The sequence below is a fragment of the Variovorax sp. P5_A3 genome, from assembly GCF_056400665.1.
Genome location: NZ_JBFUKW010000008.1, coordinates 47,709 through 69,157, shown reverse-complemented (window position 1 = coordinate 69,157; position 21,449 = coordinate 47,709). Strand labels below are relative to the sequence as shown.

The 21,449-nt window shown below is 67.2% G+C and carries 21 protein-coding genes; 10 read left to right on the top strand and 11 right to left on the bottom strand.

Annotated features, from left to right (window positions below; all coding sequences use genetic code 11):
• The first annotated feature begins 35 nt into the window (after window positions 1-35).
• Window positions 36-461: an Lrp/AsnC family transcriptional regulator gene (locus AC1D3B_RS13910; protein ID WP_478191256.1), complete on the top strand. Its 426-nt coding sequence runs from the start codon at window positions 36-38 to the stop codon at window positions 459-461.
• Here AC1D3B_RS13910 and AC1D3B_RS13905 read toward each other — a convergent pair.
• Complete coding sequence (locus AC1D3B_RS13905; protein WP_478191255.1) at window positions 458-838, bottom strand: winged helix-turn-helix transcriptional regulator; 381 nt, start codon at window positions 836-838, stop codon at window positions 458-460. The genes AC1D3B_RS13910 and AC1D3B_RS13905 overlap by 4 nt on opposite strands.
• Before the next feature lie 141 nt (window positions 839-979).
• Here AC1D3B_RS13905 and AC1D3B_RS13900 point away from each other — a divergent pair, with 141 nt between their 5' ends.
• Complete coding sequence (locus AC1D3B_RS13900) at window positions 980-1,981, top strand: aldo/keto reductase (protein ID WP_478191254.1); 1,002 nt, start codon at window positions 980-982, stop codon at window positions 1,979-1,981.
• A 97-nt stretch (window positions 1,982-2,078) separates the two neighbouring features.
• Here AC1D3B_RS13900 and AC1D3B_RS13895 read toward each other — a convergent pair whose 3' ends face one another.
• Window positions 2,079-3,080 carry a bile acid:sodium symporter family protein gene (locus tag AC1D3B_RS13895; protein ID WP_478191253.1) on the bottom strand — a complete coding sequence of 334 codons (1,002 nt, stop codon included), beginning with the start codon at window positions 3,078-3,080 and terminating at the stop codon, window positions 2,079-2,081.
• A gap of 71 nt (window positions 3,081-3,151) precedes the next feature.
• Here AC1D3B_RS13895 and AC1D3B_RS13890 point away from each other — a divergent pair, with 71 nt between their 5' ends.
• Window positions 3,152-4,051, top strand: coding sequence for a LysR family transcriptional regulator (locus AC1D3B_RS13890; RefSeq protein WP_478191252.1), 900 nt, complete (start codon window positions 3,152-3,154; stop codon window positions 4,049-4,051).
• Window positions 4,052-4,064: 13 nt separating this feature from the next.
• Here AC1D3B_RS13890 and AC1D3B_RS13885 read toward each other — a convergent pair whose 3' ends face one another.
• Genes AC1D3B_RS13885 through AC1D3B_RS13870 form a run of 4 tightly spaced genes read right to left on the bottom strand, consistent with a single transcriptional unit; the run spans window position 4,065 to window position 7,792 of the window.
• On the bottom strand, window positions 4,065-4,913 hold the full coding sequence (locus tag AC1D3B_RS13885; RefSeq protein ID WP_478191251.1) for a fumarylacetoacetate hydrolase family protein: 849 nt from the start codon (window positions 4,911-4,913) through the stop codon (window positions 4,065-4,067).
• 37 nt (window positions 4,914-4,950) lie between these two features.
• Window positions 4,951-5,688: an IclR family transcriptional regulator gene (locus tag AC1D3B_RS13880; protein WP_478191250.1), complete on the bottom strand. Its 738-nt coding sequence runs from the start codon at window positions 5,686-5,688 to the stop codon at window positions 4,951-4,953.
• 36 nt (window positions 5,689-5,724) lie between these two features.
• A complete protein-coding gene (gene mhpA / locus AC1D3B_RS13875) occupies window positions 5,725-7,227 on the bottom strand; it encodes a bifunctional 3-(3-hydroxy-phenyl)propionate/3-hydroxycinnamic acid hydroxylase MhpA (RefSeq protein WP_478191249.1) in 1,503 nt (500 codons plus the stop codon).
• Window positions 7,220-7,792 (bottom strand): VOC family protein, encoded by a 573-nt coding sequence (locus AC1D3B_RS13870; protein WP_478191248.1) that lies wholly within the window; start codon window positions 7,790-7,792, stop codon window positions 7,220-7,222. The genes mhpA and AC1D3B_RS13870 overlap by 8 nt, the downstream gene beginning before the upstream one ends.
• 148 nt (window positions 7,793-7,940) lie before the next feature.
• Between AC1D3B_RS13870 and AC1D3B_RS13865 the strand changes: the two genes are divergently transcribed.
• Window positions 7,941-8,918: a Bug family tripartite tricarboxylate transporter substrate binding protein gene (locus tag AC1D3B_RS13865; RefSeq protein ID WP_478191247.1), complete on the top strand. Its 978-nt coding sequence runs from the start codon at window positions 7,941-7,943 to the stop codon at window positions 8,916-8,918.
• A gap of 91 nt (window positions 8,919-9,009) precedes the next feature.
• On the top strand, window positions 9,010-10,281 hold the full coding sequence (locus AC1D3B_RS13860; protein ID WP_478191246.1) for an extracellular catalytic domain type 1 short-chain-length polyhydroxyalkanoate depolymerase: 1,272 nt from the start codon (window positions 9,010-9,012) through the stop codon (window positions 10,279-10,281).
• A gap of 4 nt (window positions 10,282-10,285) precedes the next feature.
• Here AC1D3B_RS13860 and AC1D3B_RS13855 read toward each other — a convergent pair whose 3' ends face one another.
• A complete protein-coding gene (locus AC1D3B_RS13855) occupies window positions 10,286-11,356 on the bottom strand; it encodes a pirin family protein (protein WP_478191245.1) in 1,071 nt (356 codons plus the stop codon).
• A gap of 146 nt (window positions 11,357-11,502) precedes the next feature.
• Window positions 11,503-11,634: a hypothetical protein gene (locus AC1D3B_RS13850; RefSeq protein WP_478191244.1), complete on the bottom strand. Its 132-nt coding sequence runs from the start codon at window positions 11,632-11,634 to the stop codon at window positions 11,503-11,505.
• A gap of 127 nt (window positions 11,635-11,761) precedes the next feature.
• Between AC1D3B_RS13850 and AC1D3B_RS13845 the strand changes: the two genes are divergently transcribed.
• Window positions 11,762-13,042, top strand: a complete 1,281-nt coding sequence (locus AC1D3B_RS13845) for a DUF2252 domain-containing protein (protein ID WP_478191243.1) — start codon at window positions 11,762-11,764, stop codon at window positions 13,040-13,042.
• Here AC1D3B_RS13845 and AC1D3B_RS13840 read toward each other — a convergent pair.
• Window positions 12,960-13,439, bottom strand: coding sequence for an FKBP-type peptidyl-prolyl cis-trans isomerase (locus AC1D3B_RS13840; RefSeq protein WP_478191242.1), 480 nt, complete (start codon window positions 13,437-13,439; stop codon window positions 12,960-12,962). The genes AC1D3B_RS13845 and AC1D3B_RS13840 overlap by 83 nt on opposite strands.
• A 242-nt stretch (window positions 13,440-13,681) precedes the next feature.
• On the opposite strand from AC1D3B_RS13840, the gene AC1D3B_RS13835 reads away from it, so the two are divergent.
• A complete protein-coding gene (locus tag AC1D3B_RS13835; protein ID WP_478191241.1) occupies window positions 13,682-14,635 on the top strand; it encodes a YihY/virulence factor BrkB family protein in 954 nt (317 codons plus the stop codon).
• Here AC1D3B_RS13835 and AC1D3B_RS13830 read toward each other — a convergent pair.
• Window positions 14,610-15,611, bottom strand: coding sequence for an SDR family oxidoreductase (locus tag AC1D3B_RS13830; protein ID WP_478191240.1), 1,002 nt, complete (start codon window positions 15,609-15,611; stop codon window positions 14,610-14,612). The genes AC1D3B_RS13835 and AC1D3B_RS13830 overlap by 26 nt on opposite strands.
• A 176-nt stretch (window positions 15,612-15,787) precedes the next feature.
• Here AC1D3B_RS13830 and AC1D3B_RS13825 point away from each other — a divergent pair, with 176 nt between their 5' ends.
• Window positions 15,788-17,083: an Nramp family divalent metal transporter gene (locus AC1D3B_RS13825; protein ID WP_478191239.1), complete on the top strand. Its 1,296-nt coding sequence runs from the start codon at window positions 15,788-15,790 to the stop codon at window positions 17,081-17,083.
• A gap of 21 nt (window positions 17,084-17,104) precedes the next feature.
• On the opposite strand, the gene AC1D3B_RS13820 is transcribed toward AC1D3B_RS13825, so the two are convergent.
• On the bottom strand, window positions 17,105-17,626 hold the full coding sequence (locus AC1D3B_RS13820; protein ID WP_478191238.1) for a DUF4256 domain-containing protein: 522 nt from the start codon (window positions 17,624-17,626) through the stop codon (window positions 17,105-17,107).
• 354 nt (window positions 17,627-17,980) lie between these two features.
• On the opposite strand from AC1D3B_RS13820, the gene AC1D3B_RS13815 reads away from it, so the two are divergent.
• Both AC1D3B_RS13815 and AC1D3B_RS13810 read left to right on the top strand, forming a co-directional pair.
• The gene (locus tag AC1D3B_RS13815) at window positions 17,981-20,554 is read left to right on the top strand and encodes an autotransporter-associated beta strand repeat-containing protein (protein ID WP_478191237.1); all 2,574 of its coding nucleotides are present in this window, start codon (window positions 17,981-17,983) and stop codon (window positions 20,552-20,554) included.
• Window positions 20,475-21,425, top strand: coding sequence for an autotransporter domain-containing protein (locus AC1D3B_RS13810; protein WP_478191236.1), 951 nt, complete (start codon window positions 20,475-20,477; stop codon window positions 21,423-21,425). The genes AC1D3B_RS13815 and AC1D3B_RS13810 overlap by 80 nt, the downstream gene beginning before the upstream one ends.
• Window positions 21,426-21,449 lie beyond the last annotated feature (24 nt).

The following is a 21,449-nucleotide window of genomic DNA, read 5'->3' as shown; positions in this document are numbered from 1 at the left end:
TTGGCAAAACGCCGGGACTGACCGACAGTGTCGGCATGCAACTCGACGAAATCGACCATCGACTGATCGCCTTGCTGCGCCACGACGCGCGCCTGCCCGCCGCGACTCTCGCGCAGAAGCTCGGCGTCTCGCGCGGCACGGTGACGAACCGGCTGCGCAAGCTGGAGGACGGCGGTGTCATCGTCGGCTACGCGGTGCAGTTGCGTCCCGAGGCGCGGACCGACGAAATCCGCGCCTGGATGGGCATCCTGGTCGACGGGAACCAGACCCGGCTGGTCATCGCCAACCTGCTGGGAGAGCCCGGCGTGGCGGCGCTCTACGACACCAATGGCCGCTGGGACCTGCTGGCCGAACTGCGCGCCGCCTCGATGACGGAGCTGTCGCAGGTGCTCGAACGCATCCGGCTGCTCAAGGGCATCCGCAATACGGAAACCAGCATCCACCTCGCGACGTATCGCTAGCGGTGCCGCAGGTCGAAGGCCTCGCGCGCATCCGCCAGGTCCCGGTGATGCGTCTCCGCCCAGAGGCTGATGGCGACGAAGGCTCCGGCGAGCGAGCGACCGACTTCGCTCAGCGCGTATTCCACGTGCGGCGGCACGCTGTGGCGATCCGTGCGCAGGACCAGTCCGTTGCGCTCCAGGTCGCGCAGCGTCTGCGTGAGCATCTTCTGCGAGATCCCGTCGACACGGCGCAGGAGTTCGTTGTTGCGTATCGGCCCGTCCCTGAGCGTCGGCAGGATCAGCAGCGCCCATTTGTTGGCCGCGAGTTCCAGCGCCGCGCGCGAGGTGAACGCGGCGCTCGACACATCGGCGGAGGGGGCGGCGACCATCTTCGTCATCGTGATGTCTGACAGCAATCGCCGAATCGTCGCGCTTACCCGGTGGGAGAGCAACTCGAACGAATGGAGTCCATGCACGCCGTGAAGGAAATCGCGCCGCTGACTATGATGACCTTCCGCCCAGCGATCGGAGTTCCTTCCATGAGCATCCCCACCACCCGTCTCGGCCGCACCGGCCTCACCGTGTCGCGACTTGCCCTCGGCACCATGACCTTCGGCCTGCAGACCGATGAAGCGGTGTCGCACAGCATCCTCGACAAGGCCACGGACGGGGGCATCAACTTCCTCGACACCGCCGACGTGTACCCGCTCGGCGGCACCGTCGAGACCACCGGCCGCACCGAGGAGATCATCGGCCGCTGGCTGCGCGCGAAGGGGCGCAACCGCTACATCCTCGCGACGAAGGCGGTCGGCAAGGTCGGCCAGAACGCCTGGGACCAGGGCGCGTCGCGCAAGCACCTGCTCGACGCCATCGATGCTTCGCTCAAGCGGCTGCAGACGGACCATGTCGACCTCTACCAGCTGCACAGCGATGACCGCGAGACGCCGCTGGACGAGAGCCTGGAAGCGCTCGACACCATCGTCAGGTCGGGCCGGGCACGTTACATCGGCGTGTCGAACTTCCTGGCCTACCGGCTGGCGCGGGCCGTCGGGCGCGCCGAGTTGCACAAGCTGACGCGCCTCGTGTCGGTGCAGCCGCGCTACAGCCTGCTGTTCCGCGAGATCGAGCGCGAATTGCTGCCGCTGGCGGGCGAAGAAGGATTGGGCGTGATCCCGTACAACCCGCTCGCGGGCGGGCTGCTGACGGGCAAGTACAAGGCCGGCGCCAAGCCGGAGGACAACACGCGCTTCACGCTCGGCACGGCGGGGTCGATGTACCAGGACCGCTACTGGAACGAGCGCAGCTTTGCGACTGTCGCGCAGTTGCACAAGCTGGCCGACGAAGCCGGCGTGCCGCTCGCGACGCTGGCCGTGGCGTGGGTGATGGCGAATCCCCTGATCACCGCGCCGCTGCTCGGTGCGAGCCGGCCGGACCAGCTGGATGCCACGCTCGCCGCTGCCGAGTACAAGCTGGATGCAGGGCTCAAGCAGCGCCTGGACGAGCTGACGGCGGAGTACCGCAAGGGGGACGCACCGAGATAGGCTCGCCCCCAGGCTGCGCGCACTTCGTGTGGCCGCCCACCCCCTACCGGGGGCAACGCCAGCGGCCCGGCGGAGCCGGTTCCGCGGCATTTCCCGATCAGGCTGGGGTGGGGGCTGCGGCGGGGGGCTTTGCGGTTTGCTGACGGCGGGCGTAGCGCTGGGCGAGGACGGCGCAGACCATCAGTTGCATCTGGTGGAACAGCATCAGGGGCAGCACGATGGCGCCGACTGCGTGGGAGGCGAACAGGACCTTTGCCATCGGGATGCCGCTCGCCAAGCTCTTCTTGGAGCCGCAGAAGACGATCGTGATCTCGTCGGCCTTGTCGAAGCCGAGGCTGCGGGCGGCCCAGGTGGTGACTGCGAGTGCGAGCGCGAGGAGCACGGCGCAGACAACGAGCAGGCCGGCCAGTGCCGAGGGGGGCACCTGCTTCCACAGGCCTTCGATGACCGCCGCGCTGAAGGCGGTGTAGACCACCAGCAGGATGGAGCCGCGGTCGACCAGCGTGAGCACCGCCGCGCGGCGCTTGATCCAGCCGCCGATCCACGGACGCAGCAGGTGGCCGGCAACGAAGGGCACCATGAGTTGCAGCAGGATGCGGCCGATCGCATCGAGCGATGCGCCCGCGGCGCCGTGCTGCACGACCAGCAGGTTGACCAGCAGCGGCGTCACGAAGACGCCAAGGAACGTCGATGCCGAGGCGCTGCACACCGCCGCCGGGATGTTGCCGCGCGCGATCGAGGTGAAGGCGATCGCCGACTGCACCGTCGCCGGCAGCACGCACAGGAAGAGGACGCCGGTGTAGAGCTCGGGCGTGACCAGCGGCGTCAGCACCGGCTTGAGCAGCAGGCCGAGCACCGGAAACATGACGAAGGTGCTCGCGAACACCACCAGGTGCAGTCGCCAGTGCGTGATGCCGCCCATGATCGCCTCGCGCGAGAGCTTTGCGCCGTGCAGGAAGAACAGCAGGCCGATCGCGACCGTGGTGAGCCGCTCGAAGAAGTGGGCGATGCCGCCGCTGGCGGGCAAGAGGCTGGCGAACGTGACCACCGCGACTAGCGTCAGGGTGAAGTTGTCGGGGAGGAAGCGTGAGCGTGTCATGGGTTCGAATTGGACGCGCCCCCAATTCAAAAGTGAAATGGATTTATCTGATAGATATATGATTCGAGCGCATGAACGTGACTCTCCGGCAGCTGCGCGTGTTCCAGGCGGTCGCCGAAACCCGCAATTTCAGTCGCGCGGGGGACCAGATCGGGCTCACGCAGCCGGCGGTCAGCCGTTCCATCGTCGAACTGGAAGCGCAATTGGGCCTGAAGCTGCTGGATCGCACCACCCGCGAAGTCGTGCTCACCGACGCCGGCCAGTCGCTTGCGGTCCGGCTCGACCGGGTGCTGGATGACCTCGATCAGACCCTGGCCGAAGTCCACGGGATGGCCGGCGCGCGGCGTGGGAAGGTGCGCGTGGCCAGCAGCCCCACGGTGTCGGCGAACCTCATGCCGGCCTGCATTGCCGAGTGCGCCCGGCGCCATCCGGACGTCGATTTCATGCTGCTCGACCGCCTCCAGCAGGACGTGCTCGACAGCGTGCGTGCCGGCGAGGTCGATTTCGGCGTGGTGGTCGAGCCGCCCTCCGCCGACGACCTGCATTGCGAGGTCATCCTCGACGACCCCTTCTGCCTGGTGATGCCGCGGGACCATCGATTCGCGGACAAGCGATCGGTCCGCTGGCCGGCGCTCGACGGCGAAGCGCTGGTGCTGCTCGACCACTCGTCGGGCAGCCGTCGCCTGATCGACGAGGCCCTGAAGCAGCAAGGCGCGCGCTGCGAGATCCGTCAGCAGGTCGGCCATCCGACGACAGCGTTCCGCATGGTCGAACAGGGCTTGGGCATCAGCGTCATGCCGGCGTTCGCGATACCGCCGATGGGCCTGCCGGCGCTGATCGTGCGTCCGCTGGTGCCGACGGTGAAACGCTCGATCATGCTGGTGCATCGCCGCAACCGCGCGCCGTCGCCGCTGGCGCAGCGCGTGTGGGCCCTGATCCGGGATGTGGCCGCCCAGCGCAGCGAGGGCTGAGCGGCAGGGAGCGCTATTCCGCCCGCACGCCGTTGCGCAGCACGCCGATCGCGTCCACTTCGACTTCCACCACGTCGCCCGCCTTCATCCACACCGGCGGCGTGCGCTTGGCGCCGACGCCCCCCGGCGTGCCGGTCACGATCACGTCGCCCGGCGACAGCGGCATGAAGGCTGAAATGTGCGCGATCTGGCGCGGGATGCTGTGGATCAGCTTGTCGGTCGTGGTGCGTTGCATTTCCTCGCCATTGAGGCGCGTGACGAGCGTCATCACCTGGTCGTCCCGGATCTCGTCGCGCGTCACCATCCACGGGCCGAAGCCGCCGGTGCGCCAGAAGTTCTTGCCGGCGGTCCATTGCGGCGTGGCGCTCTGCCAGTCGCGGATGCTGCCGTCGTTGTAGCAGGCGTAGCCGGCGATGTGCTCCCACGCATTGGCCTCCGGAATGCGGCGGCCGCCCTTGCCGATGACGACGGCGATCTCGCCTTCGTAGTCCAGCCGCGAGGATTCCGGCGGCAGCACGATGTCGTCGCCGTGCGCCACCTGCGATTCGGCGACGCGCAGGAAGAGCGTGGGCTTCTCGGTGATCTCGCGGCCGGTCTCGCGTACGTGGTCGCCGTAGTTGAGGCCTACGCAGACGATCTTTCCGGGATTCGGAATCACGGGCAGCAGGGTCACCTCGCTCAGCGGCAGCGTCGCCTTGGCGGACTGGGCCGCGCTGGCGGCTTCGGCCAGCAGGCCGGCGGCGATCAGCGCCTTGAGGTCGGGCGCGCGGGCGCTGAAGACGGTGCGCAAGTCGACGACGCGGTCGCCCTGCACGGCGCCGTAGCCGTCCTGGCCGTTGTACTGGTAACTGATGAGCTTCATGGTGTGCCTGTGAAGTGAAGTGGTGGAAAGAATGCCGTCAGGTCAGCCGTGCGCCGATCCGGGCGGCGCCCTCGGTGACGAGCTGGACCAGCTTTCGGGTGTCGACGATCGCGAGCCGCGAGGTGTCGAGGACGATCGACAGCGCGCCCCACGCGCTGCCGTCGACTTTCAGGATCGGTGCGGCGACGGCCGCCAGTTGCGGTTCCAGTTCGCCCACCGAGACATAGTGGCCCGCCTTGCGGATGGCCGCGAAGTACTTGCGGAATTCGCTCCATTCGGCCGGCAGGCCGCAGCGGACGATCTCCTCGTGCCGCGCATCGAAGACCTTGCGCAACTGCGCAGGCGTGAAGGTCGCCAGGAGCACCTTCGGCGCGCCGCCCTGGAACAAGGGCCGCGGTCGACCGCGCCCATAGGCCAGCGTGGCCGGCGCCCCGCCCATCTCGCGATGCGTGTCGAGCACCTGCGTGCCGAAAAGGCCGGAGGTGACGCAATCGAAGCCCGTCTTCTCGACCAACTCCCGCATCACCGGAATGCCCTCGCGCAGCACCGGATCCGCCTTGCGGATGTAGTGGTCGAGCAGGATGATGCGCGGCCCGAGCGTGTAGTGCGAGTTCTCCACCCGCTGCAGCAGTCCCGCTTCGAGGAGCGTGCGCACGTAGCGGTAGCCCGTGGGCAGCGACACCTCCATGGCCGCGGCGATGTCCTCCGCCGTGCGCGTGAGCCGCGTGTCGTCGAACAGGTCGAGCACGCCCAGCATGCGCCCCAGGCTGGACATTGATTTTTCCGGCACGCCGATTCCTTCCTCGTGAGTTCATGGCGCGACCGGCATGTGCTGCGAAATGCGTTCCAGGTCTCCGGCCGTACGCGCGACCCCGACGATATATCGGTCGGGGCGCAGCACGACCGCATCTGCGTCGTGGGTGTCCAGCCATTCGGTGAGTCCGGCATCGGGCCGGTCGATCACGATCGCGCCAGCGCGTTGCCAGCGCTCGGCCGTGGCGGCTGACACGCCGGAGATCGTGCCATTGCGCCCGATCACCGCCATCCGCCGGCCCAGCAGCTCGTCCAGCAGGCGGCCGTCCGCGAGCCGCGGCTGCGGAAAAGGCCGGCCGGCCGGCGAGCCCTGCTGCGATTCGAATGCGCCCTGCCCCAGCAACTGCGCCGGCAGCTCGAAGATCTCGGGCTGGCCCGCGAGGAATTTCGCGTCGCGCTCCCGCGCGAGCACCGGATCGGTGGTCTGGATGAGGTTGCCGAGCCGCACGGCCAGCTCGATCAGCGAGCGCACGTGCGGAGCCCGTTCACTCTCGTAGGTATCGAGCAGGCTGTCCGGCGCACGGCCGCGCAGCACGGCTTCGAGCTTCCATGCCAGGTTGGCCGCGTCGCGGATGCCGGCGCACATGCCCTGCCCCAGGAAGGGCGGCGTCTGGTGGCAGGCATCGCCCGCGAGCAGCAGCCGGCCCTGTCGCCAACCTTTGGCGATGACGGAATGGAAGGTGTAGATCACCGCGCGCTCCAGCCGCGCGTCCTCGGGCCGGACCCAGCGCGAGACCATGCGCCATAGGTTGTCGGGCTCGACGAGGGCGGCGCGATCATCGTCGGGCAGCACCATGATCTCCCAGCGGCGGCGGGCACCGATCACGTTGCAGTAGGTCATGGGCCGCGCCGGGTCGCAATGCTGCACGGTGTGATCGGGCAGGTCGACCTCCCGTTGCAGCATGACGTCGAACACCAGCCAGGGCTGGCGCAGGCCCAGGTCGACCATCGGCGTTCCCATGCTCGTGCGAACCGGCGAACGCGCGCCATCGCAGCCGATGACGTAGCGTGCCCTGAAGTCATCGCGCCGGTCGCCGCAGAGGTCACGCACGGAAAGGGTGACGCCGCCATCGTCCTGCGCGAGGCCGACCAGCTCGTGCCGCAACCTGACCGACACGCTCCCGAAGCGGGAGGCGCCCCGTCGCAGCAGCGCTTCGAGTTCGGGTTGGTGGAAGTAATAGTTGTTGGCGCAACCATGCGGCCCCAGCGCCGCCGTGCCGCCACGGATCAGCATGGGCTCGCCCGCGCCATTGACGAAGTGCATTCCCTGCGTGCCCGGCCGCGAGATCGCGATCACCTCGTCGCGCAGGCCGATGCTCTGGAAGATGCGCATCACTTCGCCGTCGAAGTGGATCGCGCGGGGCATCGGGTAGACCTCGGCTTCCTTTTCGAGCACGAGCACCGAGAGCCCCGCGCTGCCCAGCAGGTTGGCGAGCGTCGCGCCGGTCGGTCCGAAGCCGACGATCGCGACGTCGAACAGCGTGTCCTCCCGCTCAGCCACGCTGGTCTTCCTGCATGCGGCGCGCGACGCCGGCCTGCCATTCGGCGCGGCTCATGAACCGGGGCAGCCGCTTCGCAATGGCCTCGGCGCGGGCCAGGATCTCGTCGTCGGACTGGCCCAGGTCGATGGGCTCGCGCAGCGGCTGCTCGCAGTACCAGGGCGTGTCGACGAAGAGTTCGATCCGGTTGCCCTCGGGGTCGCGGCAATAGATGGAGATCGCGTTGCCATGCGTCACCGGCTGCACTTCGCGCGCGCCGTGCGCCAGCAGGCGCTCATGAAAGCGCCGCAGCGTCGCCAGGTCGGGGACGCGGAACGAGATCTGGTTGATGACGTTGAAGGGCAGGTCCTTGGGCCGCCCGGTCGCGAGCACGATCTGGTGATGCTCGGAAGGGTCTCGGCTCAGGAACACGAGCTGCACCGTACCCAAGTCCCCCGCGTCGGTTTGCGTGAAGCGCAGCGCGTCCTTGTAGAAGCCGGCCATCCGTGCCAGATCGCGCACGTAGAAGCCAAAGTGACTGAACTGCAGCGCCAGGCCATCGGTTGCCGTCGGGGTGGAAGTGGTCATCGCCAGTGTCTCTTTTCGATAACGAGAAAAGGATTTTCGCTTCGTTGTCGATGAAATAGTATCTTGATTATCGTATTTTGACAATTAATGCGGTTTTCGTATGATCGCGGCGTGTGCGGATCGCACGCGCTATCACATGGAGACATCGATGCACGAGAGACATTCCCCTTCCGCACGCCTGCTGGCGTCCTGCATGCTGGTCCTGACGGCGTTCGCCGCCCACGCGCAGGACTACCCTTCCAAACCTGTCCGGATCATTGCCCCCTTCCCGGCCGGCAGCGGACCGGATGCCAATGCGCGCGAGATCGCGGCGGAGCTCACCAAGGTGCTCGGCCAGTCCTTCTTCGTCGAGAACCGGCCGGGCGCATCGAACATCATCGGCACCGAGGCCGCCGCGAAGGCGCCGGCCGATGGCTACTCGCTCTACATCGGCACCACCAGCTCGCTGTCGGTCGTGCCGCATCTCTATGCCAAGCTGCCCTTCAACGCCGAGAAGGACTTCGCCCCGATCAGCCTGATGGGCGTGCTCAACACCGGGCTCATTGCCAACCCCGCCGTGCCTGCCAAGGACGCGCGCGCCCTCATCGCCGAACTCAAGGCCAAGCCGGATACGGTGACCGTCGCGACCGCCGGCATCGGCAGCTACTCGCACCTGTCGGGCGTCTGGTTCAACAACGCCGCGGGCGTGAAGACCAACCTCGTGCCCTACAACAGCAACAGCCCCTACACCGACCTCATCGCGGGCCAGGTGCAGCTCATGTTCGACGGCCTGCCCGCCGCGGCCAGCAACATCCGTGCGGGCAAGCTCAAGCTGCTGGCCATCACGGGCAAGGCGCGCCATTCGAGCTTCCCGGACGTGCCGACCTTCGCCGAATCGGGCCTGCCCGACTACGCGCCCATCGCCTGGCAGGGCCTGCTGGCGCCGGCGGGCACGCCGCAGCCGATCATCGACAAGCTGAGCGCCGCGATGAAGAAGGCCTGCGAGTCGAAGGAGCTGGAAGAGAAGTGGCGCCAGTACGGCGGCGAACTGCGCTGCAACACGCCGGCCGAATTCACGGCCTTCATCAATGCCGATCGCGCGATGTGGGGCGCGGTGATCAAGCAGGCCAACGTCAAGCTCGAATGAGTCGGCCGGTCGCCGTATGACGACCGACCTCTTGCGAGCGTGATGGCACAGGGCTAAGGTCGACGCACCCCATCCCCAAGGACGGTGCGCCATGGTTCGCTTGCTGACACGCTGGGTTGCCGTCGTCCTGCTGTTGCTTTCGTGGCTGCCGGCATCCGCGGGCACGACCAGCACCTTCACGCTCGCGGTACAGGGCTACCCGGGCTCGCGGGACCGCCTCTACAAGGTCTACGTCCCCGACGGGCTCAGCGGACCGGCGCCGATGGTGATGGTGCTGCACGGCTGCCAGCAGACCCATGACGACGTGCTGCGCGACTGGGGCATGGTCGCCGCCGCCGACCGCTACCGCTTCATCCTCGTCGCACCCTTCATCACCAGCTACGACGGCCTGCGCAATACCAACTGCTGGGGCTTCTGGCTCGACCAGCACCGCCACCAGGGCCGCGGCGAACCCGAGGACCTGCACCAGATCGGCCTGCAGGTGGAATCGCGCTTCGGCATCGACCCGAAGCGGCGCTATGTGACAGGGTTGTCATCGGGCGCGGCGATGGCGGTGGTGCTGTCCGTGACCCACAACGAGTACTTCGCCGCGGCGGCGAGCGCCTCGGGCCTGCCGTATGGCGAGGATGCGGCCTCGGTGTCCTTCTCGGGCTGCCCGGGTTCCGCCACCTTCCGTCCGGTGAGCCAGATCGTCGCCGCCATGCGCAGCGAGCGCGACAGCCCGTATGCGATCCCGCTCATGGTCTTGCAGAACAACAAGGACTGCACTGTCATCCAGCCCGCGGGGCGCAACATCCGCGATGCCCAGCTCCAGCTCAATGGCGACGCCGCGCACAACACGCCGGCCAATGCACAAGCGCGGCAGCAACCGTGCGCGCCGGTGTTCAGCAACGGCTTCGGATGCCAGCAGATCTTCTATACGGGCGATGCGCAACCGGGCAGCCGCTCGCTCGTCGAAACGGTGTTCTTCGATGGCCCGATCGACACGCCGAACACGAGCGACACCAACCACGGCCACTACTGGATCGGCGGCCAGGACGGCCGCGACGGTCCCTGGGCGATACGCCAGGGACCCAGCTACCCCGACATCGTCTGGGACTTCTTCTCGCGCCACGCGATGGACATGTCGACAACGCCGCCGCCACCGCCACCGCCGCCCGCTTGCACCTCCGTGAATGCCGCACCGGGCTCGCATGTCAGCCTGGGCCGCGCCGTGCCGGGCGGCTTCTTCAATCTGCGCGCGCTGACGACCGGCGACATGCGCGACATCGGCCTGGTCTGGGATTTCTACTTCTCGCAGGTGCGCCTGTTCCAGGGCGCCGGCGGGCGCTGGTTCGCGCAGGCGCCCGCCGGCTGCAGTTGACGGGTCAGGCCTGGGTTGGTTCGACCGCGCCTTCGGGGCGCTCTTCGCGCCCGCCCGGATGCCTTGCAAAGCGCGCGGGATCGCGGCCATGCACCGGCGCTTCGTCAGGCCACGGCCAGCCGCCGAATTGGGTGCGGCGGTAGTCAGCCATCGTCTGCGCAATCTCGGCCTGCGTGTTCATCACGAAGGGACCGTACTGCACCACCGGCTCGCCGACCGGGCGGCCCTGCAGCACGAGGAACTCGCTCACGTCGTCGCCGTTGATCAGTTCCACCACCGCGTCCGCTCGCAACTCGATCGCCGCGCGGCCGTCCACGACCTGGCCTGCCACGCACACCGTGCGGCCCTTGAAGAAATAAAGCGTCCGCCGGGTGCCTTCGCCCGTTGCGGCGGGCAGTGTCCAGCGCGCGTTGGGCTCCATCCGCAAGGTCCAGATCGCAACGTCCGCATCGGCCTGTGCGGCCCACGAATCCGGCGGCGGCGCCAGCGGACCGCCTTCGCCCGGCGCGCCGTCCAGCGGCCCGATGCGACCCGCGACGCTGGCGACCTCGGTCTTGCGGCCCTCGGCGTCCGTCGCGGTGAAGCGCGGGATGTCTTCCGACCAGAACATCGTGAAATGCGGCTCCGCCATCTTGCTGCGCGCCGGCAGGTTGAGCCAGATCTGGAACAGCTCCAGCGGGTTGGGCGCGCCGGTGTTCATCAGCGGGAACATCTCCGAATGCACGATGCCCTTGCCGGCGGTGAGCCACTGCACGTCGCCGCCGCCGAAGCGCGCCGCCGCGCCGAGCGAGTCGGAATGGTCGATCAATCCCTTGCGCACGATGGTCACCGTCTCGAAGCCGCGGTGCGGGTGCCCCGGAAAACCGGGCACGGTGTTGCCGTGGTACATGCTCCAGCCGTCCTTGCGGCTGAAGTCCTGGCCCAGGTCGCGGCCCGCCAGCGGGACGTCGGGCCCCATCTGCGCATTGGCGCGCGGGTAGGCGTCATCGTGATAGGCGCAGAAGAGGAAGGGGTCGATCGTTTCCCACGGAAACCCGAGGGCTTTGATCTGGACGATGGGGCTGGCGGTGGTCATGGCTGGCTTTCCTGTGAGGCCCTGTTCGATACGACAGGGGCGATCCAGGAAATATGGGGCCATTCGACCGCGATGGAAGGCCGGATCCCGCAACGCAGTGGCGTCACGAGCGCAACAGTCGGTGTCTGACGCCCTCGCGATGCGCGTCAGTGAAGCAACAACATGTTGATGGAATACGCCGCGGCAAGCAGTGCTGCCAGCGCCGCGAAAGCGCTCAGCGCGACCGACAGCGGTCGCGCATGCCGGATGGCCTTCCAGCGCCTACTTCTGATGGACATGCGCGACATGGCTGAACTGTGCATCTGCAAGGCTGATGGCTCCCTGACGGCGAGAGTGCCGCCTCGCACGGTATCGCGTATCGTGTTTGCGACCGTGTTCGAGAAGCATGAGAGAAGGAGATCCGAGATGGATGTCGTGCGTGAGATCCGTTCCTTCAACGAGGGCCGCGACCCCGATCGCCTGCTGCTCAAGTACCGCAACATGCGCGCGAGCCCGTTCGTTTTCCTGCGCGGTACGTGCCATCTGTTCTACGACCGGCTCTATCGCGTCGGCGTGCCGCGCTCGGCGCCGCTGACCTGGGTCTGCGGCGACCTGCACCTCGAGAACTTCGGCAGCTTCAAGGGCGACAACCGGCTCGTCTATTTCGACATCAACGATTTCGACGAGGCGGCATTGGCACCGGCGAGCTGGGACCTGGTCCGGTTTCTCACAAGCCTCTGGGTCGGCGCGGAAAGCATCTCGGTGCGCTCGCGCGAAGCGCGCAAGCTCTGCGAGATCTTCATCGAGCGCTATGCGTCGGCACTGTGTGTCGGCAAGGCCTACTGGGTCGAGCGCGACACCGCGCAGGGGCTGGTGCGCGCGTTGCTCGACGGCCTGCGAGAGCGGCAGCGTTCGCAGTTCCTCGCGAGCCGCACCGACATCAAGGACCGTCGTCGCGTACTGCGGACGGACGGCAAGAAGGCGCTTCTCGCGTCCGACGAACAGCGTGCGAAGGTCATCGAGGTCGTCGGCCAGTACGCGGCGCTCCAGGCGAATCCGAAGTTCTATGAAGTGCTCGACGTGGCACGGCGGATCGCCGGCACCGGCAGTCTGGGCGTGGAGCGCTATGTGGTTCTGGTCGAGGGCAAGGGTTCGCTCGACGGCAACTATGTGCTCGACTTGAAGCAGGCGCTTCCATCGTCGCTGGTACCGCACCTGAAGGTCGCGCAGCCGAAATGGAAGTCGGAGGCGCATCGCGTCGTCGAACTGCAGCGCCGCCTCCAGGCTGTCTCGATGGCCTTCCTGCAGCCGGTGATGCTGGGCGGATCACCCTATGTGTTGCGCGCCCTGCAACCGACCGAGGACCGCGTGACACTGGGCGGCAGATCCGCGCAAGGCGCAAGCGATCTCGAAGGCGTGATTGCCGTGATGGGCAAGCTGGTCGCCTGGGCGCAGCTGCGAAGCGCCGGCCGCGAAGGTTCAGCCATCGCCGACGAACTCATCGATTTCGGCAAGCGCAACAAGTGGAAGGCGCGCATGCTCGATGCATCCATCGAATGCGCCGCGCAGGTGCGACGCGATTGGTCGACCTACGCCGCGGCGTATGACGATGGCGCGTTTCCCGTCAGTGATGATGACCGTGCTCGCCATGCACGTGGCGATGCGCAATCTCTTCCTCGGTCGCGGCGCGCACGCCCGTCACGGTGACGCTGAACTTCAGCGCCTTGCCGGCCAGCGGATGGTTGCCGTCGAGGATCACTTGCGGACCCTTGATCTTCATCACGTTGAAGACCTGCGGCTCGCCCTGGTCGTTGCGGCCTTCGAGCTGTCCGCCCACCTTCACGCCGGGCGGGAAATCGCTCTTCGGGATGGTGCGCACCAGCGATTCGTCGCGCGGGCCGAAGGCGTCTTCCGGCTGCAGGTTCAGCGTGGTCTGGAAACCAGCTTCCTTGCCGTCGAGCGCAGCCTCGATCTTCGGGAAGGTGTTGTCGTAGCCGCCATGCAAATACACCATGGGGTCGCGGCTCTCTTCGATGAGCTTCTGGGTGGTGGCGTCGGCCACCTTGTAGCGGAGGGTGACGACGGAGTCTTTTTGAATCTTCATAGCGTCGCGCAGCATAAAGGAAGTACGACGATGCCGCGCAGAGGCTCCTGATTCGCCGCAGGCGCGCAGTCCTTCCGAAATCGCGCGCACCGCGAACTTGGACCGACTACGGCATCAAGACCAACCTGCTCTGGAAGTTCTGAGCCCGGAGTGGGCCGGCGCCTACTTCAACTTGCAAGCTTGACGCATGGCGATGGTGCGTGCGAGAGCGACAGTGTCGCTCTCGACTCCGCCCGTTCGCCATGAAGCCCAGTCATCTCTTCGATCTCTGCCGAAAGGCCGTGATGGCCTGGGTCGACGACCTGGCGCCGAGCATGGGCGCCGCCATCTCGTACTACACGATGTTCTCGCTCGCCCCGCTGCTCGTGATCGTCATCGCGATCGCGGGCGCGCTGTTCGGACGCGAGGCCGCGCAGGGCGAGATCGTCGCGCAGCTCACCGGGCTGATCGGCCGCGATGGGGCGATCGCGGTGCAGGGGCTGGTGCGCAGCGCGAGCGAGCCCGAGCGGGGCCTGATCGCCGGGGCGGTCAGCATCGCCGTGCTGGTGGTGGGCGCCACCACTGTCTTCGCCGAACTGCAGAGTGCGCTCGACCGGATCTGGCACGTGCCGGAGAAGGACAAGCCCTCCGGCGTCTGGGCTGTGCTGCGCGCGCGGCTGTTGTCCTTCGGCTTGATCCTGGGGCTCGCTTTCCTGCTGATGGTGTCGCTGATCGTGAGCGCCGCCGTGGCCGCCTTCGGCACCTGGGCCGGCGGCATGCTGCCGGGCTGGGAACTGCTGCTGCAGGTCCTGAACGTGGGGGTGTCGCTGTCGATCACGACGCTGCTGTTCGCGATGATCTTCAAGTTCATGCCGACGGCGTCGATCACCTGGCGCGATGTGTGGATCGGTGCAGCCGTGACCGCGGTGCTGTTCGAGATCGGCAAGCTGCTGATCGGGCTCTATATCGGCAAGAGCGGCGTCACCGAGTCCTTCGCCGCCGCGGGCTCGCTCGTGGTGCTGCTCGCGTGGGTCTACTACGCCGCGCAGATCTTCCTGCTCGGCGCGGAGTTCACCAAGGTGTACGCGAACGAGCACGGCTCGGTCGCGGGCGCCAAGGCCCTTGCGGCCACCAAGGCGACGGCCAGGGAAGCAGAAGCCGGCACCGACCGCGTGCCGACCCCGCCCCACGCTAGACCGCGCCCACACTCCCCGTGATCGGCAGCACGATGCCGGTGATGTAGCTCGCGCAGCACGGCGCCGCCAGGAACACATAGGCCGGCGACAGCTCCTCGGGTTGGGCGGGCCGCTTCATGTCGGTGTCCTTGCCGAAGTCTTTTACCTCGTCGCCGGAGCGGTCGGCCGGATTCAGCGGCGTCCACACCGGGCCGGGTGCGACCGCGTTGACGCGGATGCCCTTGTCCAGCAGGTTGCTCGCGAGCGACTTGGTGAACGCGTGGATTGCGCCCTTGGTGGTCGAATAGTCGATCAATTGCGCGCTGCCTTCCAGCCCGGTCACGGAGCCTGTGTTGATGATGGAGCCACCCTTCGGCAGATGCGGTACCGCCGCGCGCGCCATCTGGAAGTAGCCCATCACGTTGGTCCGCAACGTGAGGTCGAGCCGCTCGTCCGTGATGTCTTCGATCGATGCCGCATGCAGCTGGAACGCCGCGTTGTTCACGAGGATGTCGAGCTTGCCGAAAGCCTGCAGCGTTTCCTGCACCGCCTGCTTGCAGAAGGCCGGATCGCGCACGTCGCCGGGAATCAGCACGCAGTGCTGGCCTTCGGCCTCGATGCAGCGCTTGGTTTCCTCCGCGTCGACCTGCTCTTCCGCGAGGTAGACGATCGCGACCTCCGCGCCTTCGCGCGCATACAGCAGAGCCACCGCGCGACCGATGCCCGAGTCGCCGCCAGTCACGAGCGCCACCATGCCGTTGAGCTTGCCGCTGCCGAGATAACCGGACGCCTTGAAGCGCGGCTGCAGGTCCATGTCGGCCTCGATGCCGGGCTTCTTCAGGTGCTGTGCGGGCATCGGGTTCTCGGGTTCGGGCACGTGCCCGGCCTGCACCGGCTTCTTGCTCCTGGCCTTGGTGTCGGTGGCGCGGTCCTTGGCGTCCTGCTCGCGCTGCACCTTGCGGTGCTGCACGGCAACGTCGCCGGCGTCGGGATTCGATGGGTCGTGGTGTGAAGTCATGGGCGCTCCTGAAAAGAATGCCCCACCGTAGGCACGCCTTGCTGCGCGCCGTGTCATCCAAGACCGCTTCCCCCGCGCAGACGTCGATGACGTCCCACAGCGCGCCAGGGCCCGCACCTATCTCCCGCGCCGCGGCTACGCATCAATGTCCGGACGCTGCGACTTGCGGAGTCCTCATGAGCACCCCTTCGAACCTTGCGACCGGCGCTACCTCACCGGGGAGCGAACGCTGGTGGTCCAAACTCGGGCCGGGACTGATCACGGGCGCGGCGGATGACGACCCGAGCGGGATCGCCACTTATTCGCAGGCTGGTGCCCAGTTCGGCTATGGCGTGGGATGGACACTGCTGATCACCTATCCGCTGATGATGGGCATCCAGCTCGCCAGTGCGCGCATCGGACGCGTCACCGGCAAGAACCTCACAGAGACTTTCGCGTGCTTCTGCCCGCGATGGATGGTGGCGGCGCTGGTGCTGCTGCTGCTGGTCGCCAACGTCATCAACCTCGGCGCGGACCTGAGCGCGATGGGCGACTCGGCCGCCCTCGTGCTCCACGGCCATGCGACCTGGTACGCGGCGGGCTTCGGGGCCCTGTCTTTGCTGTTGCAGGTCTTCATGAGCTACGAGCGCTACGTGCGCGTGCTCAAATGGCTGACGCTGTCGCTCTTCGCCTACGTGGGCGTCGTGTTCGCGGTCGATGTGGACTGGGGTGCGGCGATGCGGGGCGTGTTCGCACCGTCCTTCCACTGGAGCAAGGAGTACGTGACGACCGTCGTCGCCATCCTCGGGACGACCATCAGTCCTTACCTCTTCTTCTGGCAGGCCTCGCAGGAGGTGCAGGACATCAAGCGCGTCCCCGAGGACCAACCGCTGCGCATCGCGCCCGAACAGGCACGGCGCCAGTTGCGCCGACTGCGCATCGACACGGCGGTGGGCATGGGCTTCTCGAACCTGATCGCCTTCTTCGTGATCACCGCCGCGGCCGCGACCTTGCATGCGAACGGCCAGACGCAGATCGATTCCACCGCACAGGCCGCTGCCGCGCTGCGCCCGATTGCAGGCGATGCCGCCTTCATGCTGTTCGCGCTAGGCATCATCGGCACCGGCATGCTGGCACTGCCCGTGCTGGCCGGCTCCGCGGCAGAGGCGGTCGCAAGCTACTTCCACATGCGCAAGGGCCTCGATCTCACGCTGGCGCAGGGCCGCAGCTTCTACGGCATCCTCGCTGCCGCCATGGCGATCGGTGTCGCGATCAGCCTCTCGGGTCTCAACCCGATCTCGGCCCTCTACTGGGCTGCGGTGATCAATGCCGTCATCTCGGTGCCGGTGATGGCGGCCGTGATGATCGCGGCTTCGAGCCCCAGGGTGATGCGCGACATGGTGCTGCCGCGCAAGTGGAAGGTGCTGGGCTGGCTTGCCACAGGGGCGATGGCGGCGGCTTCGGTGGCGCTGGGCGTGGTGTCCATCGGGTGAGCGGCTGCGAAGACCCGGGAATCAGATCCGAATCGAGCCTCGGAAGCCTCTTGCAGCGTAGTACGACTGCGCTCCGTTGTGATACAGGAAGACCCTGCCATAGCGTCTGTCGCAGAAGAGGGCCCCGCCGAGTGCCCTCACGTCCGGCGGCGTCTCGATCCAGCTGGAAGTCTTCGTGTCGAAGGCGCCGAGCTTCTGCAACGCGCGGTATTGATCCTCCGTGAGTAGCGCAATGCCCATCGCTGCCGCCATGTCGATAGCGCTGTTCATTGGCTTGTGCTCTTTTCGAGACGCCAGGGCCTCACCGTCGTAGCAGACACTTCTGCGACCCGCAGGAGTTTCCGGGGAACAGTCGCAATAGATGAAACGATCGGTCCCCTGTTCGAGACCAATGACGTCCGGTTCACCACCCGTTGTCTCCATTTCGCGCAGTGACCTCAGGGCACCCGGATCGCCCTCGAGCCTGGCTCGCACTTCGCCCCATGCGACTCCGATATGGCGGCGCATGTTCTTCTCGAAGCGGGCCTCCAGCGCCAGCAGCAAATCGTGTCGCTCTTGAGCCTTCATGGTTGTCGGTTGTTCCTTGGCAGTTGCGGAATTCGTCGTGTGGACTGAAGCAGTCTGGCATACGAAAGCGCACCAGCCCGTCGTCGCATAGCAAATGCGCAGGCGGTCGGCAAGGTCGCCGATTCAACTATTCGATCAGGTGGAGCCATAGGTCCGGACTCGATACAACGCACAGCCGGGCTATCGATGAGGGTCGGCGGACGCCGACGCTCCGAGACATGCCGGTTCTTCAATTCGCATGAACGAGGCAATATGACTTCTCTTGATCGTCCCACACGACGAAGTGTTCACGTGCGCGGGGAGCCCAGAGGCAGGCTGGAGCTGTCGCCATTGACTGCGGCTTTGCTGCTTGTCCTTTCCTCGTCCGTCTGGGCAGATGGAGGCGGTGGCAACAACGGGGCCTTCCTGGGTGGCAATGGAGCGTACGGCGGTGCCGGTGGCGGCGGGGGTGCCGGCGGCGTGGGTGGCGCCGGTGGTCCCGCCGACAGGTCGCTGCCCGGATCAGATGGTCTTCCCAGCGGCATGGGTGGCGCTGGTGCGGATGGAGGCCACTCTGAAACTGATGATCCTCTTGCTCCAGGCGGTGGCGGTGGTATCGCCGGAACCAGCGGCAGCCCGACGGGTGGAGTCGGCGGCGCCGGCACAGATGCCGTGTGCGTTCCAAGCTGTTCCGCGGGATTCGGGGCGGGCGGCGGCGGCGGCGGCGGTGACGGCATCCATGCAGGCACGCTGAGCGGCACGAGTGGCGTCATCACGGGCGGCAATGGTGGCCATGGTGGCGCCGTTGTTTCGTTCTCTGCTGCCGCAGATGCGGGCAGCGGTGGCGGAGGTGGGGCAGGCGCCTTTCTGAGCGGCAGCGGCGGCACAAGCACCAACGCGAACATCGTCGGCGGTCGTGGCGGCGATGGCGGCAACGGGGGCGGCGACGGTGGGTCCGGGTTCGGCGGCGGCGGTGGAAGCGGCGTCGTCAGCAACGGCATCAACCTGACAAACAGCCACACCATTACCGGCGGCGACGGCGGCACGGGTGGCACGAACACCACCTCCCCGCAACACAGCAGGGCTGGCGGGGATGGTGGCGCGGGTGTCACGGGCTCTTCTTTCGTGCTGACCAATCTCGGCACGATCCAGGGCGGCAACGGCGGGGCAAGTGGCATCGGTGCAAGCGGGCCGGCCGCCGGCCTTGCCGTGGGGGGCGTCGGCGTTCGGGGGAGCGACATTCATATCGTGAACGCAGGCTCGATCTCCGGTGGCTTGAGCGGCGATGGAAGCACGCGGGCGAATGCCATCTCCTTCACCGGCGGAGTCAACAGCCTCGAACTGCAGCCCGGATATTCCATCGTCGGCTCGGTCGGAGGGGCAGGCACCAATACGCTGATTCTGGGCGGGACAGGCAATGCCACTTTCGCAACTACGATGATCGGCTCGCAGTTCCGCTCCTTCTCAAGTTACATGAAGACTGGCGCCAGTACTTGGACCGTGACTGGCGCGGTGGCGGAGCTGATGCCGTGGACCATTGCTGAAGGAACGCTGCAGATCGCCTCCAACGCAGCACTTGGCGGTGGCCCGGCACCCCTCACCTTTCAGAACGGAGGGACACTCGCCACCACGGCATCCTTCACCATGCCGCGGCCCGTGGTGCTCGGAACGGGAGGTGGTGTCCTCGATGTCGCTGACGGAACTTCATTGACCATCAGTGGCGCCGTCGAGGGCGCAGGCGCCCTTGCGAAGCAGAACGCCGGCACGCTGGTGCTCTCCGGGGCCAACACTTACACGGGGCCCACGGCGATCAATGCCGGCACGTTGCAAGCCGGCATCCCCAATGCGTTCGCGAGCAGCAGTGCGGTGAGCGTGGCGAGTGGCGCCACGCTGGACTTGAACAACTTTGCCCAGGCAGCCAACAACCTGACCGGTACAGGCAACGTCACACTGAGCGGTGCTGCACTGACAGCCAACAACACCGCGGACACGACTTTCGGCGGCCTGATCAGCGGCACCGGCGCGTTGATCAAGACGGGGCCCGCAGCGCTGACGCTGACAGCCAACAACACCTACAGCGGCGCTACCAGCGTGCTGGACGGGGTTCTCAGGACCGGCATTGCGAACACCTTGAGCCCCAACTCGACACTCACCGTGGGCAGCGGTGCCACGCTCGACGCATCCGGACTCGACCAGGCCATCGCGGGCCTCGACAACGCCGGCACCGTCAAACTGCTCAGTGCAACAGCGGGCAGAACATTCACCGTGACCGGTCCTTACGTCGGTCGCGGCGGCACGCTGCTCATGGGCACGGTACTCGGTGACAGTGCCAGCGCAAGCGATCGACTCGTGCTCGATGGTCCCGGCGCCAGCGCCAGCGGCACCACCCACGTCCAGATCACCAACATCGGCGGCCTGGGCGCCCTCACCAGCGGCAATGGCATCGAAGCGATCAGCGCGCGCAACGGCGCCACCACGACGGCGCAGACCACCAAGGACGCCTTTGTACTGGCCGGTGGCGCGACCCTCCCCGGCATCGCGAACGCAGGCGGCGTGCTGGCGGCGCCCCACGTCGACGTCGGCGCCTACGAATACCGTCTCTACGCCGCCGATGCCAGTGGGGCTGGGGAGAACTGGTACTTGCGCTCGACCACCACCGTCGTTGCGCCGCCATCGCCGCCACCGGTACCGCCGACCGTACCCCCGCCGGCACCACCACCGGCGCCTCCCGTGGGCGACGCGCCGCCGCCGTCGCCGCAACCGCCCGTGGGCGAGGCAACGCCGCCGCCACCGCCACCGGCACCGCCCGCAGTCGTCGTGCCCCACCTACCGTGCCGAGGTCCCGATGGTTTCAGGGCTCCCTTCCCAGACCCGCCAGGGCGACCTGGCCATGCTCGGCAACCTGCATCGCAGGCTGGGCGATGACGATGTGACAAGGGAAGCGACCGGCGCCACGCCGAATCAACTCGATCGCCGCGTGTGGGGCCGGGCCGTCTACACCGACCTGAACATCCGCCAGCAAGGCACCGTCCAGCCCGTGAGCGACGGCTCCCTGAGCGGGATGCAGGGCGGCATCGACCTGTGGTCCGACGCTTCGTGGCGCGCCGGGCTGTACGTCGGCTACCTCCAGGGCAGCGCGGACGTCACGGGCAACGCCCACGGCGTGATCGGGCGCGTCGGCTACAACACCCTGCAGTCGCGCTACCTGGGCGGCTACGCGACCTGGACCGACACGGACGGGCGCTATGCCGACATCGTGCTGCAGGGCGGCAGCCACCGCTACGACGTGCGTCCCGACCTCAACCCCGAGGTCTCGGGCAAGGCCAGCAGCCTGACCGCCTCGATCGAAGTGGGGCAGCCCTTCGCGTTCGCCGAAGGCTGGACCATCGAGCCGCAAGCGCAACTGGGCTACCAGCGCAGCAGCTTCGATGATCTGCAACTTGGCGGCGCGCTGGTGCAGCAACAGACCGATGCCGGCTGGATCGGCCGGCTCGGCGTGCGGATCAAGGGCGACATGATGACCGGCGTGGGACGCCTGCAGCCCTACGGACGGGTCAACCTGTATTACGCAAGCTCAGGCACCGACATCGCGCGCTTCGTCTCCCCGGCGGCGATCACCGACATCCCCAGCGGCACCGGCTACACCTCGGCCGAGGTCGCGGCGGGCATGACGCTGGCGCTGAGCCCGACCACCAGCCTCTATGGCGAAGTCGGGCACGTGTTCGACGTCTCGGGCGATGCCCGCGTCCGTTCTTCGGTGCAGGGCAGCCTGGGCATACGGGTCAGGTGGCAGTAGGCTGCCGCCGTGCAAGCCGGGTCG